This is a genomic window from Bradyrhizobium sp. (assembly GCF_035652035.1).
Taxonomy (GTDB): Bacteria; Pseudomonadota; Alphaproteobacteria; order Rhizobiales; family Xanthobacteraceae; genus Bradyrhizobium.
This window is the reverse complement of sequence record NZ_DASREO010000018.1, coordinates 62,566-77,585: the sequence shown is the minus strand read 5'-3', so window position 1 is coordinate 77,585 and position 15,020 is coordinate 62,566. Positions and strand designations below refer to the sequence as shown.

The 15,020-nt window shown below is 58.7% G+C and carries 20 protein-coding genes; 16 read left to right on the top strand and 4 right to left on the bottom strand.

Annotated elements, in window-relative coordinates:
• Nucleotides 1–7 precede the first annotated feature (7 nt).
• Complete coding sequence (locus VFB05_RS07035; protein ID WP_325010391.1) at nt 8–1,216, bottom strand: MFS transporter; 1,209 nt, start codon at nt 1,214–1,216, stop codon at nt 8–10.
• Between the two features lie 227 nt (nt 1,217–1,443).
• Between VFB05_RS07035 and VFB05_RS07030 the strand changes: the two genes are divergently transcribed.
• The 6 genes from VFB05_RS07030 to VFB05_RS07005 all read left to right on the top strand — a co-directional run bounded on the left by VFB05_RS07030 (nt 1,444) and on the right by VFB05_RS07005 (nt 7,408).
• Nucleotides 1,444–2,751: a DUF445 domain-containing protein gene (locus tag VFB05_RS07030; protein WP_325010389.1), complete on the top strand. Its 1,308-nt coding sequence runs from the start codon at nt 1,444–1,446 to the stop codon at nt 2,749–2,751.
• A 305-nt stretch (nt 2,752–3,056) separates the two neighbouring features.
• Nucleotides 3,057–3,257 (top strand): hypothetical protein, encoded by a 201-nt coding sequence (locus tag VFB05_RS07025; RefSeq protein ID WP_325010387.1) that lies wholly within the window; start codon nt 3,057–3,059, stop codon nt 3,255–3,257.
• Nucleotides 3,258–3,815: 558 nt separating this feature from the next.
• Nucleotides 3,816–3,980, top strand: a complete 165-nt coding sequence (locus VFB05_RS07020) for a hypothetical protein (RefSeq protein ID WP_325010386.1) — start codon at nt 3,816–3,818, stop codon at nt 3,978–3,980.
• A gap of 261 nt (nt 3,981–4,241) precedes the next feature.
• The gene (locus VFB05_RS07015) at nt 4,242–4,391 is read left to right on the top strand and encodes a hypothetical protein (protein WP_325010384.1); all 150 of its coding nucleotides are present in this window, start codon (nt 4,242–4,244) and stop codon (nt 4,389–4,391) included.
• 417 nt (nt 4,392–4,808) lie between these two features.
• Nucleotides 4,809–5,777: an ABC transporter substrate-binding protein gene (locus VFB05_RS07010; protein WP_325010382.1), complete on the top strand. Its 969-nt coding sequence runs from the start codon at nt 4,809–4,811 to the stop codon at nt 5,775–5,777.
• Between the two features lie 653 nt (nt 5,778–6,430).
• Entirely contained in the window at nt 6,431–7,408 is a 978-nt protein-coding gene (locus VFB05_RS07005; RefSeq protein WP_325010380.1) for an ABC transporter substrate-binding protein, read from the top strand.
• Between the two features lie 487 nt (nt 7,409–7,895).
• Here VFB05_RS07005 and VFB05_RS07000 read toward each other — a convergent pair whose 3' ends face one another.
• Complete coding sequence (locus tag VFB05_RS07000) at nt 7,896–8,117, bottom strand: hypothetical protein (RefSeq protein WP_325010378.1); 222 nt, start codon at nt 8,115–8,117, stop codon at nt 7,896–7,898.
• Nucleotides 8,118–8,264: 147 nt separating this feature from the next.
• Between VFB05_RS07000 and VFB05_RS06995 the strand changes: the two genes are divergently transcribed.
• The 7 genes from VFB05_RS06995 (at nt 8,265) to VFB05_RS32130 (ending at nt 11,812) form a co-directional block, all read left to right on the top strand.
• Nucleotides 8,265–8,429 carry a hypothetical protein gene (locus VFB05_RS06995; protein WP_325010376.1) on the top strand — a complete coding sequence of 55 codons (165 nt, stop codon included), beginning with the start codon at nt 8,265–8,267 and terminating at the stop codon, nt 8,427–8,429.
• Nucleotides 8,430–8,825: 396 nt separating this feature from the next.
• On the top strand, nt 8,826–9,038 hold the full coding sequence (locus tag VFB05_RS06990) for a hypothetical protein (RefSeq protein ID WP_325010374.1): 213 nt from the start codon (nt 8,826–8,828) through the stop codon (nt 9,036–9,038).
• A 129-nt stretch (nt 9,039–9,167) separates the two neighbouring features.
• Entirely contained in the window at nt 9,168–9,533 is a 366-nt protein-coding gene (locus VFB05_RS06985) for a response regulator (protein WP_325010372.1), read from the top strand.
• A 169-nt stretch (nt 9,534–9,702) separates the two neighbouring features.
• Nucleotides 9,703–9,921, top strand: coding sequence for a hypothetical protein (locus tag VFB05_RS06980; protein WP_325010370.1), 219 nt, complete (start codon nt 9,703–9,705; stop codon nt 9,919–9,921).
• 702 nt (nt 9,922–10,623) lie between these two features.
• Nucleotides 10,624–10,812, top strand: a complete 189-nt coding sequence (locus VFB05_RS06975; RefSeq protein WP_325010369.1) for a hypothetical protein — start codon at nt 10,624–10,626, stop codon at nt 10,810–10,812.
• 36 nt (nt 10,813–10,848) lie between these two features.
• The gene (locus tag VFB05_RS06970) at nt 10,849–11,064 is read left to right on the top strand and encodes a hypothetical protein (protein WP_325010367.1); all 216 of its coding nucleotides are present in this window, start codon (nt 10,849–10,851) and stop codon (nt 11,062–11,064) included.
• A 613-nt stretch (nt 11,065–11,677) separates the two neighbouring features.
• On the top strand, nt 11,678–11,812 hold the full coding sequence (locus tag VFB05_RS32130; RefSeq protein WP_414643160.1) for a DUF445 family protein: 135 nt from the start codon (nt 11,678–11,680) through the stop codon (nt 11,810–11,812).
• Nucleotides 11,813–11,861: 49 nt separating this feature from the next.
• On the opposite strand, the gene VFB05_RS06965 is transcribed toward VFB05_RS32130, so the two are convergent.
• A complete protein-coding gene (locus tag VFB05_RS06965; RefSeq protein ID WP_325010364.1) occupies nt 11,862–12,224 on the bottom strand; it encodes a response regulator in 363 nt (120 codons plus the stop codon).
• Between the two features lie 318 nt (nt 12,225–12,542).
• Between VFB05_RS06965 and VFB05_RS06960 the strand changes: the two genes are divergently transcribed.
• The 3 genes from VFB05_RS06960 (at nt 12,543) to VFB05_RS06950 (ending at nt 14,063) form a co-directional block, all read left to right on the top strand.
• Nucleotides 12,543–13,388, top strand: coding sequence for a Crp/Fnr family transcriptional regulator (locus tag VFB05_RS06960; protein ID WP_325010362.1), 846 nt, complete (start codon nt 12,543–12,545; stop codon nt 13,386–13,388).
• Between the two features lie 34 nt (nt 13,389–13,422).
• A complete protein-coding gene (locus tag VFB05_RS06955) occupies nt 13,423–13,638 on the top strand; it encodes a DUF6894 family protein (RefSeq protein WP_325010360.1) in 216 nt (71 codons plus the stop codon).
• Between the two features lie 242 nt (nt 13,639–13,880).
• Complete coding sequence (locus VFB05_RS06950; RefSeq protein WP_325010358.1) at nt 13,881–14,063, top strand: hypothetical protein; 183 nt, start codon at nt 13,881–13,883, stop codon at nt 14,061–14,063.
• A gap of 6 nt (nt 14,064–14,069) precedes the next feature.
• Here VFB05_RS06950 and VFB05_RS06945 read toward each other — a convergent pair whose 3' ends face one another.
• The gene (locus VFB05_RS06945; RefSeq protein WP_325010356.1) at nt 14,070–14,834 is read right to left on the bottom strand and encodes a substrate-binding domain-containing protein; all 765 of its coding nucleotides are present in this window, start codon (nt 14,832–14,834) and stop codon (nt 14,070–14,072) included.
• Nucleotides 14,835–15,020: the final 186 nt, after the last annotated feature.

Below are 15,020 nucleotides of genomic sequence, written 5' to 3'. Positions count from 1 at the left end.
CTCACCCTCAAGGCAAAACCAGCAGCACGCCCGCGACCAGCATCGCCGCAAGCGCGGACACGCCGAGCGACCAGTGAATCCCGATCAGGCTTCCGAGCAGGCCGACCGAGAAGCCGCTGAACGTCTTCAGGCCAAGGCTTGCCATGTTGAACAGGCCGATGACGCGGCCGCGCTTGTCGGGCGGCGCATCGAGCTGCACGAGGCTCTGCGCCATCGCGTTGAAGGACAGTTCGAGGAAACCGGCGGCGAGCAGGAAGAGAAGCGCGAGCCAGTAGGTCCCCGCGAGCGAGAACACCGTCAGCGCCCCGCCCCATAATAGCGCCAGGATCATTGCGGTGCGCGGCTTTGGCGGCAGCAAGCCCCCTCCCTCCAGGATCAAACCAGCCAGGAGCCCGCCGGCCGCGTCGGCCGCGAGCAACATGCTGTAGGCAAGGCCGGGATCGCCGTGCCTGAGATCGGCGGCGAAGTTCGGCATCTGCGAACTATAGGCATTGCCGACGAAGAACGACGCGGCGCCGGCGAGCAGCACCATCGACACGATTGTCGGGTGTCCCTTGATGTCGCGGATGGTGGAGATGATGTCGCCAAGCCCGCGCACGGCGCGGCGTGGCGCGGCCGTGGCCGCCTTGCGAAACTTCGGCCCATAGGGCGCGCCGATCAGCCACAGCACCAGCGGGAGATAGAACACCGTGTTGAGCATGATGCCGTAGGCCGGTCCAAAGGCGAGCAGGATGGCCGCGCCCACGGCGGGACCGGCGAGCACGGCAAGATAACGCGCCATCGCGTTGAGACGCACCGCGCTTTCAAGCTCGGTCGGACCGACAATGTCGTAGATCAGCATCTGGTTCGGCGTCTGCCACAACACGCCGGCGCAGCCGTGGATGACGAGGATCGCCATCGCCTGCCACATCTGCAAACTGTCGGTGAAAAAGGAATAGCCCCAGCTCAGCGAGGCGATGATGAAGAGCGCCATGCCGCACTGGATCACCCTTCGCGGATCGAAGCGCTCGGCGAGCGCGCCCGATGTCACCGAGAACAGGAGGAACGGCAGCCAGTGCGAGACCACCGCAAAGCCGCCGAGCGCCGGCGAGTGAAATTTCTGGAACACGACCCAGTAGCTGATCACGTGCTCGATGTTGTCGGCCATCATCGCGAGCACATAGGTCGAAAACTGCGCGCGGAAGCCTGTATGGCGCATCGCCGCAAAGGACCGCATTTTTGGCGCCGGGGATTTCTCCCCTGTTGGTGTGCCGTCGTTCATGAATTGGAAGATTCCTGCATTTGCGCGAGCGGGAGCGCTCGCGGGCGGGCGCCTGGACGGCGCAGCTGATATGAACCATTTGAGCGGAGTGCTCGCCCTTCACTCTCCGCACTCTTGAGGGTACCTATGGCAGGCCTCATATCAAAGAGCGATATGCCGAATTAGAGCTATGCCAAAAACCCATGCGGTCTCCTGATCTCGCCCCTCCCGAAGTCAAACCCAAGGAAGCCCCAAAGGCTTTCAGCCGCACGCTGATCGCGAGCGGCAGCATGGAGGAACGCCGCGGCGCGCTGCGCCGGGCGCGGACGCTCGCCACCTCGCTTCTGGTGCTGATGCTCGTCATCTTTGTCGCGACCTCGATCTTCATGAAGCAGTGGCCGTGGCTCGCTTACGTCAGGGCCTTTGCCGAGGCCGGCATGATCGGCGCCTGCGCCGACTGGTTCGCGGTGGTCGCGCTGTTTCGTCATCCGCTCGGCATCCCGATTCCGCATACAGCGATCGTCGCCAAGAGCAAGGAGCGCATTGGCGTTGCGATCGGCCGCTTCATGGCCAACAACTTTCTCTCGCCGCGCGTGCTGGCCGAGCGCATCCGCGACGTCGATATTTCCGGCTGGGCGGCGCGCTGGATCCTGCGCGGCGACAATGCCGGGAAAGTGGCGCAGCGCGTGACCTCGTCGCTGAACCAGGCGCTCACGGCGCTGCCGCGCGAAGACCTCAACGCCTTCCTCAGCGGCGCGGTGCGCGGCGGCATCGAGCGCGTGCCGGCCTCCGCCTTTGCGTCAAAGTTGCTGTCGCTGCTGTGGGCGCATGGCGAAATGCAGGCGCTCGCCGAGCGACTGCTCGACTGGGCGAGCGCGACGCTCGCAAAGAACCGCGAGGCGATCCGCGCCAAGGTCTCGAAACGCACCTCGCGGCTGATCCCGAAATGGATCGACGGCATCGTCGCCGACAGGATCATCGACGGCGTCACCCGCATTCTCGACGAAATGCGCGCGCCGGAGCATCCCTGGCGGATCGAGATGACCACGACGGTCGAGCAGCTGATCGCCGACCTCGCCACCAAGCCCGAATTGATCGAAAAGGGCGAAGCGCTGAAAGCGCGCATGCTGGCGACGCCGGCCGTGATCACGCAAATCGACGCGCTCTGGGTGTCGATCGAAAACCGGCTGGAGGCGCAGGAGACGCAGGATCAGATGACGCGGGTGATCGAGCGCCTGCTGACCAATATCGGCGCGCGCATTCAGAATGACGATCAGTTGCGCGATAGCATCAACCGCTGGCTCCGCGTCGCGGTGCTGCGCACCGTCGCGCCGCGGCGCACCGAGATCGCGCAATTCATCCGCAACGTGGTCGAGAACTGGGACACCGAGACACTGACCGAGCGGATCGAGCTCACGGTCGGGCGCGACCTGCAATATATCCGCATCAACGGCACGCTGGTCGGAGGCCTCGTCGGGCTGATCATCTTTGCGGTGACGCAGCTGTTTTAGGGTCGGTTCTGGATGCGGCGAACCCGCACGGTCAGTCGCTCCTGGAGCGTAGCGGACATGGTTGTTGCAGGCCGCCGGTGAGGCTCGGTCGAAAATGATCCTTAGCCGACAAATGTCCTAATTTGTAACTTTGAGTAAGCGGACGTTCGTCAGGACCGTTCCCGCTACACCTGTCAATAAACGACTCGCATCCGCAGATTTACGGTCACATACTGCGGCCATCACCGCTCGGCCCGTGGCATTCATCGGTGATGAGATCGCCCATCACAGCGCTCCCGCCTTCCTCCAACGGAAAGGAGCGCGCCATGACAGAGCAGCGACGTGTCGAACAAGACTTCTCATTCAATGACCGACTCAAAACCTTCGCAGACGAATTGCGTGCGAAGGCCAACGAGCTCCATCCCGGCATCGAAAAAGACAACCTGCTCAGAAGAGCGCGCCAGGCCGATACTGCTTCGCATATCGACGCATGGGCAAACTACCGCGGCTTGCAAGCGCCGAAATAAAGCGCAATGACAGGGCAGCCGGCGGCCCAGGTTCTCGACCCATACGTTCACAAGTGAACTTTAAGGATCAAGTTGCGTGTTAGGCCGGAACAGTGTCGCGAAGGCTCCGTAAAGTGACCGAACTGCCGCCAAGTAGCAAACGAGTAGCCGAGCTTTTAAGGTCGTTGCGTCTAAGGACACCGCGCGAGATTGCCATTGCAACCATAGGCCTCGGAGGTTGCTTTACCCCTGAGATGAAGCGCGCGCTTGAATTGCTCGCCGCTGAGCGAAGCGGTTTGGATGAGCGGGAAGGCTTCGGAAAGCGAATGGCCCCAGTGAGCGGGGGTCACAACACTGGGGCCTGTTGCGCATGGGACGCGGCCCCAGACAAGGGCATTGTCGGGGCCATTAAGCCGAGTCCTGCACCGCAGCATCGTTCCAGACCGAACAAGTTCGGATTCACCTAGTTTAGAGTAGGCAGCGCCACCGGTTGCTATTGTGCGCTCGGGAGGGGCGCACAAAATGGCTATATATCGCCTGTTACAGAACTCTCCGTTCGGGCCGGAGGAGATTTCAACTTTGACCGATGCCTATGAGCGTACCTTGCGCGCTCTAGGCCTTGTTGATCGCAATGACCCCATCACCGAGATGGTCGCAAAAAAGATCATAGAGCTGGGCCAGCGCGGCGTCCGCGAAGCGAAGGAACTGTCAGCCCTCGCCGTCAAAGAACTCGGCGTCCAATAGAGGGCACAAACGCTTACTTTTGCGCTTGGAGCTCGTGCGGCGAGGCTGGCATGGTCGACGATCAAGAAGCGACGCAGACGCGAGATCGTTTTCTCCGTTGCCCGGCGTGCGCCACCGTCCTTCAACTCAGCCATTAGTTTCTCGACCCAGAGAGCGGCAGGACGATTCGGCTTTTCAAATGTGAAAAGTGCGGCGAGCGAATTTGGGACGAATAGACGCTGCTTGCGGAACGTTTGCCGGTGCGCCCGTATTGTTCGCTTGATGAAGAAACGAAGCTTAGACATCGAAGAGGAAATCCGACACCTTCACGTGCTGGAAAGTCAGTTGACCGACCAGAAAACGCTAGACGGGATCAAGGCGCTGATCGCCGATCTCGAAGCGGAAAAGGCAGAGCTTCCCCCCGACGAGTAGGCCGCCTCAGTTGGCGGCCTCTTCATTGCCGCGCATGTCGCCTTACCCACAAAATCACAAGTCCAGAGATCAGTCCCACGGCTGCAAGAACGGCCAAGAGGATGAAACCGACCTTCCAAGATTTTGCGAAGATCAGATAAACGCAAAACCACCCGAAAGGGTCGCAGGCGGCCGCGAGCGCGGCTTCAGACCACGACATCTTCTTTTCGCGAGGCTCCTGGATGCGGCGAACCCACACGGTTCGTCGCTCCTGGAGCGTAGCGGACATCGTTGTTGCGGGCCGCCGGTGAGGCTCGGTCGAAAATGACCCGAAGCTGACTCCCAGCTGCCGACCTCGCGTATTGTTGCTCTTTTGCGGCATGCTAGTCTAAATGGGTTCGATAGAGCCGTGGGAATAAGATGAGACGACGCGATTTCATGGCGCTTGCCGGTGGCGCAGCGACAGCTGCATGGCCGCGGACGTTAGGTGCGCAACAATCTGCGATGCCGGTAATCGGCTTTCTCCACAGCGGTCTCAAAATGCAGTCTGCGCAGGCGGTCGATGGATTTAAGAGAGGTCTCGCCGAAACCGGTTTTGTCGAAGGCCGCAACCTTGAGATTCAATATCGTTTTGCGGAAGGACAATATGATCGGCTGCCAACGTTGGCCGGCGAACTTATATCACGCCGTGTTGCCGTGATCGCCGCATGTGGTGGCATACAGACGGCCCTTTCCGCGAAATCCGCCAGTGCTACCATCCCACTGGTTTTCGGAAATGGCAGTGATCCCGTGCAGTTTGGATTGGTCAAGAGCCTCAACCGGCCCGCCGGAAACATGACGGGAGTGAGCTACATAACGGCAACTCTTGAGGCAAAGCGGCTTGGTTTGCTTTCCGAACTTCTCCCGTCGGCCGGTATTTTCGGAATTCTGGTCAATCCCAGAAATGACAATGCAGACAATCAGCTGAAAGATATCGCGCAAGGGGCACTCGCGCTCAGCCGCCCGATTACCATTCTGAAAGCAAGCAATGAGCAGGAGATTGAAGCGGCGTTTCAGGCGTTTGCCCAGCAAGGAATCAGTGCGCTGCTCGTAGGCTCCGATCCGTATTTCGCCAGCCAACGAGAACACATCGTGTCCCTTGCGGCACGCTATAAGATGCCTGCTATTTCCGAATGGCGCGAATTCGCGCAAGCAGGCGGTCTCGCGAGTTACGGAACGAATCTTACTGATAATTACCGTTTGGTTGGGGTTTACGTCGGACGCATTCTCAAGGGAGAGAAGCCGGCCGAGCTACCAGTCGTGCAGGCAACTAAGTTTGAGTTCGTCATCAACTTGAAAACTGCCAAATCTCTCGGTTTGACCCTGCCGCCGGGCCCACTTTCAACCGTCGACGACGTGATCGAATGACTGGCTCTTGCCGCAATGCATGAGTTCGGAAATGGCCCCGAAGCGACGGCCGGCTCAGGTTCTGAAATAGTCCGCTGATTGGGGGCGAGCGGACGACGCTTCCCGCCGTTCAAAACGACGCTCACGACCGAAACCGACATCTGTCTCAGTTGATCGAACGAGCGGCAGAGAATACGCTTTCGCTCTTGAGCATTATAACTGCGCCGCGCGGCCTATTCTTGAAGCAGGGGACCCATGACATCACCAAGAGTACTAGGCCCTAGTAGTAGTCATCTCGCAATTTTGGGAGGTACCAGCGCCCGCTTTATGATCGAAGGAGCAGACGCCGGCAAACGTTTTGCGCCAGCTACGAGCTTGATATGGACATGAGCAGCCTTCCCAGCCTCATCCAACGATTTGGAGTTCGCTTTCCGGGAGGGCCGCTCCTGGGGGCGCATTGAAGTTGCTTCTTATCGAGTAGCGTGACGATTTCCGGTTATGGCCCGCTGCTGACTCCGACGACGAGCGCGGCAATGACCGCTTTCGGTTGGAGCGGACTTCGGCCTAACGGGTCGGCGAAGTCGCCGTTGGACCCAAACCGGACACCGGCCGGTGGACCCCCAACCGAAAATTACCTAGGCTTCTCGTTGAGAGAGTACAGGGGCCTGATTGCAATGAAACGGCGCGAGTTCATTACGCTAGTCGGCGGCGTGTTGCTTGCAAGCTCAAACTCAGGACGCGGCCAGGAAGCACGGCCCGCTCATCTGGGATATATCTGGATTGGGTCGAAGGACTCGGAGCACTCCACTCGCGACGGAATGCGGCGAGGCTTGCGCGATTTGGGATTCGTCGAGGGCCGCGATTTTGTTCTCGAAGAACGATATGCCAACTCGCAACTTGATCGTCTGCCTAAGATCATTGCCGAATTGGTTGAGCTACGAGTCAGTCTTATCCTTTGCCCGGGCAACCAGGTGACACGCGCTGCTATGGAGGGCACGTCGACGATTCCGATCGTCGCCACCACTCCCGATCTGCTCGAGTCTCACTTTGTCGCAAGTCTAGCGCGGCCAGGCGGCAATGTGACCGGCATGTCGCTCACGGCAGGGACCACGTTGAGCGAGAAATGGCTTGAAATTTTGAAGGAGACGTTTCCGCACGCAGTCAGCGTCGCGGTATTGGCGAGCAGCACTTCAGCCAGCGACGCTTATGTCGATCGCGTCAGGAAAGCGGCAAGTTCGATTGGTGTAAAGCCGCAGTATTTTACAATTGGGGATGCTGATGGCGTTGACAGCGCCCTGCAAGCCATCGCGAAGATGAAGCCTGACGGTCTGGTTGTCGAATCCGATGCGCTTCTTGTCTCCAATCGATCGAAGATCATTGCATTTGCTGCCGAGCAGCGACTTCCTGCTGTTTACGGAAATCTCGATTACCTGCCCGATGGAGGACTAATGGCCTACTACACGAGCATCTTCGATACCTGGGTTCAACTTGCAAAATATGTTGGTCGTATTCTGAAAGGTGCCAAGCCCGCTGAACTTCCGGTGCAGCAGGCAACCAAATTCGAACTAGTTGTCAATCTGAAGTCGGCGAAGGCCGCTGGTTTCACCATTCCCGAGGCGATTTTGCTTCGTGCCGACAAGGTGATCGAATAGGCCGACTGATGTCGGCTATTGGCTTAGCGGACGTCTCACGCGATGTCCGCTTTTCGAGGTATAGCCGAACGTTCGGATTTGGCGCATCGAGCCTCGGCCGCGGGCCGATTTCTTCCATAACCGGTAGTTTGCGAACGCAGCTCAGGCGTCGGCTGGGGAAGTCGGCTTTTGGGAGCGTAGCGGACGCCGCTGATCATGTTTCTGATTTCTGCAAGTAACCCGCCGCAGACATCGGCTGCGCAGTCGCCGCAATACTGTTTTGCGGGAGCCGGATGGTTAACGGCCCTCCTTCTTCCAAATGTTACGAATCCGCGGTAAGTTACTACTACCAGCGCGCGTAGGAGGTAACGGTCATGGGCAACGACCGGGTACTCTTGGCTAGCGCATTGAGCCTAGCCCTATTGTCAACAGCGCTAATGAGCATTGCGCTTTTCTGGGAGTAAGGCCGCCGCAGCTGGCGATCCTCACAAGGTTTGCTTCAGTCGGGTCATTTGGACTTACGCAGCTTCTTGCCGAAAAAATCAATTCCGACGACCGTCGCGATAACGACCGCAATTAGCAACGCAGCGCCGCGAATTTCCGAGAGCGAGAATGCGAAGCGCGCTAGGTACCCGATCGCGAGTGCCGCATAACCAGCGACCCAGACTGCGCTGACCGCTGTCACGACATCCAACTTGCTTTCCATATTCCACTCCACCGGCTCAATCATGATTAGCTCGGTAGAGGGCGAACAGGTGTGAGCGGGTTCACATTCAGGGCTGATGCGCGAGGTCGCAACCGGCAAGAGGATTGGCGCTGGTCCCTCTCGACTAACCTGTGTTAATCTCGACCACGTCCGAGCAACTAGCCGAATGTCATGGCCGATTTCATTTTCAAAGCGAACATCGCCCACTACAAAGAACAACTGGCGGCCGAAACCGACGAGCAGACGATCGCAATGCTCCGCAAGCTGTTGGCAGAGGAAGAGGCCAAATACGCGGAATGGCGCGCCAAACATCCGACGCCGAAGAACAGAGGCTGAAATTGATTTGCCTCAAGGTCCGATCAACAGGCCGGACCGGTCTTGTCCGGCCATGGACTGGCAACCAATAGCAACTGCTCCGTTTGACCGTGATCTCGAACTGGCCGTGATCGAGAACGACGGCATCTAAGCGCTCGTCTTTCCATGCCGCCGCGCTCAGCACGGTTGGATGAAGTCAAAGACGGGTACATCAGTCGACATCCACCCGACGCATTGGCGAGAGTGAACAGGTTCTGGTCCCCCGCGTTAGCCCGTCCCGCCTGGCGCAGCCCCGCATGACGCTTGGCGCGGGTCTGCTTGCGGATATTCAGCGCACTGATCGTTTCCCGTATAAGCCCGGAATTGTTGGCCCCAACCGCACTGTCTACCGTTCGAGTGTTTGATAGGGCTGGGGCGATGCGTGACACCGCGTTTTCCTATTACGATCTGTCGCTGCGCAAGCGAGCCGGCGGCGGCTGGGAATGGCAAGTCAAAGCCAAGTCTGGCCGTCTGTTGATGCACGGCCAACACCGTTGCCGAGCGGTGGCGCGCTATTACGGTTATCGCTCGCTGTTATCGCTCTTGGGCGCGCCACGGCCCCAGGGCTGGAGCAGCAGAACCGCCCTATGAGTGCCAAAACTAGCTGTGGTGCAAGGACCGTCCGCTCGTTAGGCTAGATGCGGGGATCACCAATTAAAGCTTGCCCTGCGCCCTTCCTTTCCTATTTGGCACTCTCGCCCTAGCGTCTGGGACGGTCCGATGCTTCAAAGGCTCAAGCACCTTCGCGTCCTCCTCGTCGAGGATGAGTATTTCCTTGCGAACGATCTAGCCCGCACGTTGGTGTCGGGAGGGGCCGAAGTGATCGGTCCAGTGGCCACTGCTTGCGATGCTCACCAGTTGGTCGACAGACAAATCGACGCTGCGGTTCTGGATATCAAGCTGGCGGATGGACAGGTGTTTGCAATCGCGGACGAGCTTTCTCGAAAGCATGTGCCGTTCGTTTTCGCGACAGGCTACGGCCCAGAAATCATCCCGGATCGTTTCCAAGGCGTCGCCCGGCTTGAGAAGCCATACGACAATGAGAACGTGGTGGATGCGGTGGCCCGGCTTTGCCTGCTCGCGTGATTGGGCGCACGCTTAACAGGACAAGACGTTATCCAGTCGCCCTGAAGTTGGTGCGGCTGATTGACTGTGCTCACTGCAGCTGGAGCTGCCGTCTGTCTCCTCAATGTCATAAGTTATTTGACTCGTTGACCCCATCCGCTACCGTTGCGTCCTTGCGAGGGCGTGGGGGATGCCGATCAAGCAATTCACCTACGGCGAACTGGCATCAAGCGAGATCGACCGTCAGAATATTGCCTATGCCAAGACGCTGCGGATGCTTGACCTCGTTGACCGGAATGACCCGGTCACAAGCATCGTCGCCGAGAAGATCATCAAGGTCGGCACCTCTGGCCTCACCGACCCGAACCGAATTGCCGACATCGTTGCGCATCACTTTCTGAAATCGTGATGCCGCCGAAGCAGTTTGTTCCGGAGAAGTAGGCTGAAGAGAGCAGCTCTCTTAAAAAACCAAAACCAAAGACTTGGGACGAAGCCGATCAAAACGAGCTGATGCGCATGGCTCGTAGAGGGGCGGCTGTATCGGTAATTTCGGCTCGGCTTGGAAGACATGCAGGCTCGGTCCGGAAAATGGCGCGCGAGATGGGTCTGTTGCTCAAGCAATAGGTAAGGGCCGCCTCAATGGGCGGCCTCTTTGTCTTGATGACATTCTAGTCGGTGCCGGCGCGCCATTCGGAGTTACCACCGTCCTTTTGTAATTTTGAGTAAGCGGGCGCTCTGCCGAAACGTTCCCGCCGTGCTCATCGATAAATGACTCGCGTTTCGGTTTATTGGGGCGCAAGCTCCAACGATCACCGCCCGGTCCGTGGCATTTATCGGTGATGAGACCGCCAGTTGCGCTCCCGCCCACTCAAACAGGGGAGCGCCAAATGTGGCCATCGGTCCATATTTTTTTCCGACCTAACCAGCAAGCAGACACCGAGCTGATTCAGTCAGTCCGTGACGTATTAGCGCACAGTCTCGAACTGTTGAGAGCCAATCCACAACCTGACACCTTTTTGGGCCGCAAGACGCACGAGCCTTTTCCAAAACAAAAGGACGCGGATTAACTTTCGTAATCGGAACAATTGATCCGGGCGGATATTGTGGGATTATGACCGACCCTTTGTTCGCCCGCGCCGACTTGGCAATTGAGGAAAGCCTCCATCTCAGGCGCAGTAGTCGCGTCCTCAAGTCTCAGTTTGATCATGAGCGCGAAACACTCCGCGTCGCCGTGTTTGAATCCGCGATGCTCCGCTCGGAAAGTAAGGCCTACCGCGACGATAAAGCCGAAGCTTTTTAGTTTGGGCGGAACGCATCCCTGCTAGACTGACCCAATATGGACCTGCGGCTCATTTGGGATCACTTGGCAGAGGCAGAGCGCCACATTGCGCTAAGCGACAAGCATATCGCACGCCAAATCGAAATCATTGATGAGTTAGAGCGCGGCGGCCATCCATCGCTGTTGGCCCGCGATCTGCTGCGCACTTATCGCATGGTGCGAGATAACCATGTGGCGCACTGCGATGTCATTCGGCGAGAGCTGGAACAGTAAATCATCACGATTGTAGGCCCTGTCCCATTCCGCCAATGTCGCCTTTGCGGCAACTGCATCGCTTTTGGCGCAAATCGGACATTCGCTTCTTGACAGACTCCCACACGCGTGACCGTGCGGCGAACTGATTTGCCCGTCGTGCCAATCTGTCGCAGCGGCGCGCGTTGTGCCGTCGGGCAAATCACCGCTAATTCTTCGCGCGTCCTGTGCTCGATCCGAGGGGCGTTGCGCATCGTCATCAACGTTGAGCGCGGGATGCGATGGACGCGAACGCGTCGCCCGACGAGCGACGTTTTTCCGCGGACGGCGAAGCCGTGTGGTCCTGACGTCTCGACGCTGACGTCAACTGGCGAGGATGCTCCGCATCGCGCCGGGATGGTGACAAAAAGCCCGATCACCAGGGAGAGCGCGGAATAAACCGTAACACCATCGCGCAGGGAATGCCGCGATGAACGGCTTTACCTGTGGTGACTGAGCTTGTGTGCTTTTCACTTTTGCACACAAGGCCATGGGTGCGGGCCGCGCACCCGGCATTCCCTGCGCCCTCTCGGGCATCACGTTGGCGGAACCCGGCCCAAATCGTGCGCGGGAATGCAGCTGTTTGACCTGTTGAATCAGAAACCTCAGGCCGCGCCACGCGTGGTCCGATAAATCGGTACGCCGAGCCCTGCAATATATCCGCATCAACGGCACACTGGTCGGTGGCCTTGTCGGGCTGATCATCTTTGCCGTGACGCAGTTGTTTTAGGCCGGGTTACAGATCGGCTCGGCAGCCGACGCTTTTGGATCAAGAACGATCATCGGGGCGCACGCGACAGCAGCTGGTCGATGGTGTGCTTGAGCGTCTCGAGTGAGCAGGGCTTGTTGAGCACCGGCATTCCCTTCAGCGCATCGGGTACGCTTGCCGCGCCGTAACCGCTCAACAGGAAGAACGGCAGCCCTCGGTCTCTGATCGCTTCGACGACTGGCTGCGCGTTGAAACCCTCGAGATTGATATCGACGATCGCGAGATCGTATTGCTCGATTTCTGCGAGAGGCCGGCCGATCTCGACACTGCCCGCCTCCGCAATCACCGTGTGGCCGAGTTCTTCCACCATGTCGACGAGCATCATGCGAATGAGCGCTTCGTCTTCAACGAGGAGTATGGATGCCTGGCCCATCTGTTTCGGCCTTACATGTTTGCGCCTGCGGTGATGTGCCTATCATTCTGGAGCTGCGGCAGCGCCGTGACGAGGGGGCTGGCGCGAGCGGCCTTTGCAGGATGATGCCGTTCGGCACGTCTTTGGACGCTGCAATGCTACAAAGTGCACACACACGAAAAGTTCCCGCAGCACCCGCGATCCACGGCTCACGCGGCGGCGTTTTCATGTCGCGAAAACAGATCCCTTTATCGTCGCCTGGTTCGGGTGCGCTATGTGCAAAATCGTACTTTGCCCCGGGACAGGAGTCAGGCGGTCGCGTCTTCGCTCCTGAGTCCAATGGACGTCGCAATCAACCTCGCAACGCAACATGCGTCTAGTTTTCAGGATTTTCCCGGCAAAAAGTTATCTGCTATTGCCTTAGGTCGGTGCCCTCTGCTTTCAACGTGGGAGCCTATGCCGACCACCTTATTTGCACGCCGGCTTCGCGAAGCCATCGGCCTGTCGCCCGAAGATCACGGCGCTCTGAAGTCGCTCCGCGTCACCGAACGAACGATCGGGAACCGTGAGCTACTCTGCCGCGAAGGAGACGTGGCCAGACATTGCACCGTGGTGATCAGCGGCTTTCTGGCGAAGTACAAGATCATCGGCGATCGAGAGCAAATTCTGGCGCTCCACGTTTCCGGCGATTTTCCCGATCTGCAGACCCTTCAGCTTCGAACGCTTGATCATAACATCATCAGCATCGGTCGGTCTCGCATCGGCCAGATCTCGATTTCCGAATTGCAGGGCTTGCTCGATGCGCGGCCAAGCCTTGCTCATGTGTTCTGGCGCGAGACCTTGATCGAAGCGGCGATCTTTCGCGAATGGGTGTGCAACGTTGCGGCGCGCGATGCGTCAGGCAACATTGCTCACCTGATATGCGAATTGGCCGCTCGCCTCGAAGCCGTCGGAATGGTTCAGGACGACAGCTTTCAAATTCCTCTGACTCAGCAGGACATCGCCAATGCTTCGGGAATATCGGCGGTGCACGTCAACAGGACCTTGCGGGACTTGCGGAACCGCAATCTGATGAGCTGGGAAAACAGAACGATCAGGCTGCTCGACTTCGACGGGTTGAAAAAGGTTGCCGACTTCCATCCGGATTACCTGCATTTGGGGCTTCGCGATCGACCCCATCGCTAAGGAACGTCATCGCCGCTTCCCGCGTTCGGCGCACATGGCACGCTATTATTTCTATCTGGACGGCACGCGCCCTTATCTCGACGAAGACGGCATCGAATTGGCCGACGATGGCTCGGCGTGGCAGCAAGCGAAACGCTTCGTGCGCGACATTGAGGGCGATTTTCAGCCGGGCGAGCAATGGCGTCTCGAAGTGCTCCGCGACGGCCGGCCGATCTTTCTGCTGATTGTAGACTCCAGAAAATTGGAGTGATCTCGGAGTTTCACAACAAGCTGGCGCGCCTCGTGTTCTCCCCGCTGAGTTCTCGTGGAAGCCGGTTCTTCGAAGGCCGGAACTGGAAAGAACCGGTTCCCATTTTCAGGATGTGGAAATTTGGCGCCCCCGAGTGACTTAAATCCCACTATGTCCAATTTTGTACTTTCGCGCAGGAACGCAATTTGACGCTTTTTGTATTTATCGGGTGAACACCGAGTAGGCATCCGAGTAGGTATCCAGTGGCAGAGAATCGCTTCCATGCTCGCCGGGCAGCAGCGGCGCTGCTCAAGATGGCGAAGACGACGTCCGATCCCAAAGTCGCAGCCGGATTGGTCGAGGCAGCCGCTGATCTCAAGGATCAGGCGGGCGAGCTTCCGCCAGCGATCAGCGTGAAGCCGCCCGACGTGCAGACGGAGGGATAGCGCGCCTCAATTGGTCCCCGGCTCCATGCCCTTCGACTTGAACAACGCCTCGGCCGACGGGCCGGAAAACGAGGCGATCAAGGCCTTTGCGGCATCGGCATGCTGGGTCGCAGCGCCGATGCCAGCGGCGTAAACCGTATAGTTCTGGATTTCCTTCGGCAGCGGGCCGACCAGCGTGACGCCGGCATGCGGCAGGATTTCGCTGATCTGGTGAATGCCAAGTTCGGCCTGACCGGACTCGATGTAGTCGGCGACATAGCCGCCCTGCTTGAGCTTCTCTTTCGGCTTGACCTGGTCGGCGATGCCGAGGCGTTCGAGCAGCTTCTCGACATAGATGCCGCTGGAGCCGCCGCTGGCGGGATCGATGAAGCTGATCGATTTCGCATCGAGCACCGCTTTCTTGAAAGCGTCGACGGTCGAAATATCGGGCTTGCTCGCGCCTTCCTTGACCATGACCCCGACGCCGACGCGCGCGAGATTGGTCCGGCTGCCTGATATCACCTTGCCCTCACTGGTCAGTTTGTCGACAGCCTCCGGCGTGATCACGACGACATCGAAACTTTCGCCGGCCGCGATCCGCTTCATCAGCGCCCCGGCGGTATCGTTTTCGACCGAAACCTTGTTGCCGCTTGCCTTCTCGTAGTCCGGCAGCAGCGCCAGCACGGTCGACTTGAACGCGCCCGCGGTGAGCAGCTTCAGCTCGACGGCCTGAGCAGCGCTGGTGCAAAGGGCGGCAGCAAAGGCGCCCGCGAGCAACATCCCATATCGCATTTTCTTGTTCTCCTGCTTCTGTCGCCCATTTTAAGGCACCGCGCTGCGGCGCACCAGCGCGTTGACCACCTCACGAATTCAACCTAGTTTTTGCGAGGAGCTGCCCGATCCTTTCAGCTCGCATGCGGATCTAACGGATAACGAACCGATGGGCATGTTGCAGATCAAATCGACGGGATTTGAGAG

What these genes read in the sequence shown, in the direction of transcription:
- VFB05_RS07005 (WP_325010380.1), top strand. Translation starts at nt 6,431, where the DNA reads ATGAAACGGCGCGAGTTCATTACGCTAGTCGGCGGCGTGTTGCTTGCA.
- VFB05_RS06970 (WP_325010367.1), top strand. Translation starts at nt 10,849, where the DNA reads ATGGACCTGCGGCTCATTTGGGATCACTTGGCAGAGGCAGAGCGCCAC.
- VFB05_RS07030 (WP_325010389.1), top strand. Translation starts at nt 1,444, where the DNA reads ATGCGGTCTCCTGATCTCGCCCCTCCCGAAGTCAAACCCAAGGAAGCC.
- VFB05_RS06995 (WP_325010376.1), top strand. Translation starts at nt 8,265, where the DNA reads ATGGCCGATTTCATTTTCAAAGCGAACATCGCCCACTACAAAGAACAA.
- VFB05_RS07010 (WP_325010382.1), top strand. Translation starts at nt 4,809, where the DNA reads ATGGCGCTTGCCGGTGGCGCAGCGACAGCTGCATGGCCGCGGACGTTA.
- VFB05_RS07025 (WP_325010387.1), top strand. Translation starts at nt 3,057, where the DNA reads ATGACAGAGCAGCGACGTGTCGAACAAGACTTCTCATTCAATGACCGA.
- VFB05_RS07015 (WP_325010384.1), top strand. Translation starts at nt 4,242, where the DNA reads ATGAAGAAACGAAGCTTAGACATCGAAGAGGAAATCCGACACCTTCAC.
- VFB05_RS07000 (WP_325010378.1), bottom strand. Translation starts at nt 8,117, where the DNA reads ATGATTGAGCCGGTGGAGTGGAATATGGAAAGCAAGTTGGATGTCGTG.
- VFB05_RS06985 (WP_325010372.1), top strand. Translation starts at nt 9,168, where the DNA reads ATGCTTCAAAGGCTCAAGCACCTTCGCGTCCTCCTCGTCGAGGATGAG.
- VFB05_RS07035 (WP_325010391.1), bottom strand. Translation starts at nt 1,216, where the DNA reads ATGCGGTCCTTTGCGGCGATGCGCCATACAGGCTTCCGCGCGCAGTTT.
- VFB05_RS06965 (WP_325010364.1), bottom strand. Translation starts at nt 12,224, where the DNA reads ATGGGCCAGGCATCCATACTCCTCGTTGAAGACGAAGCGCTCATTCGC.
- VFB05_RS06960 (WP_325010362.1), top strand. Translation starts at nt 12,543, where the DNA reads ATGGACGTCGCAATCAACCTCGCAACGCAACATGCGTCTAGTTTTCAG.
- VFB05_RS06955 (WP_325010360.1), top strand. Translation starts at nt 13,423, where the DNA reads ATGGCACGCTATTATTTCTATCTGGACGGCACGCGCCCTTATCTCGAC.
- VFB05_RS06980 (WP_325010370.1), top strand. Translation starts at nt 9,703, where the DNA reads ATGCCGATCAAGCAATTCACCTACGGCGAACTGGCATCAAGCGAGATC.
- VFB05_RS06945 (WP_325010356.1), bottom strand. Translation starts at nt 14,834, where the DNA reads ATGCGATATGGGATGTTGCTCGCGGGCGCCTTTGCTGCCGCCCTTTGC.
- VFB05_RS06990 (WP_325010374.1), top strand. Translation starts at nt 8,826, where the DNA reads ATGCGTGACACCGCGTTTTCCTATTACGATCTGTCGCTGCGCAAGCGA.
- VFB05_RS06975 (WP_325010369.1), top strand. Translation starts at nt 10,624, where the DNA reads ATGACCGACCCTTTGTTCGCCCGCGCCGACTTGGCAATTGAGGAAAGC.